Here is a 680-nt window from a genome sequence, read left to right on the forward strand (position 1 = left end):
TGATATCGGAAATTTGGTTGCCGATATTGCAAGCAGCGTTGCCTGCGTTGCCGAAGACAAGCAGCTAGAGATTGTGCTCGACATCTCCGATGTCTCTGATCGTGGCATAGTTGGTGACCCGGGCAGAACCCGCCAGATACTCAATAACCTTATTGGTAACGCGATTAAGTTTACCAATCATGGCCATGTGCTTATTTCAGCCACAACAAGCGTGAATGAAGATGGCAAATGTATCTGTGAAATAACAATAAAAGACACCGGCGTTGGCATCCCCAAAGATCGAGTTAATGTGATTTTTGATGCCTTCTCCCAAGTTGACGCATCTACAACCCGTAAATTTGGCGGAACCGGTTTGGGGCTAACGATCTGTAAACAGCTCGCCGAATTATTGGACGGCGATATAACTGTTACCAGTGAGATTGGGAGGGGGAGTGAGTTTACCTTCAAGTTCGCCGCTGAGCTTGCGAAGAGCCAGCCAAAAGCGGCCGAGCATAGCGAATTTTCAGAGATTTCGGTTGCTCACCTTGATGCGACGGCACCTTGCCTCGAAAGCGTAAAGCGACAGCTCGGCAAATGGGGGGTTGAATCATCGCAATTCTGCGAGCCAGACTCACTCTTATCTGAAATTCGCTCTAAACACTTTGATATCGTGTTAATAAGCGCTGGGATACCGGCGCTAG

1 protein-coding gene is annotated in these 680 nt (G+C 48.4%); it reads left to right on the forward strand.

The genetic code is table 11. The annotated features are described in order from the left end of the window. The coding region (locus A3750_RS20490) for an ATP-binding protein (RefSeq protein ID WP_231871904.1) at window positions 1–680 on the forward strand (680 nt) is incomplete at both ends.

The sequence above is a fragment of the Oleiphilus sp. HI0079 genome, assembly GCF_001635105.1.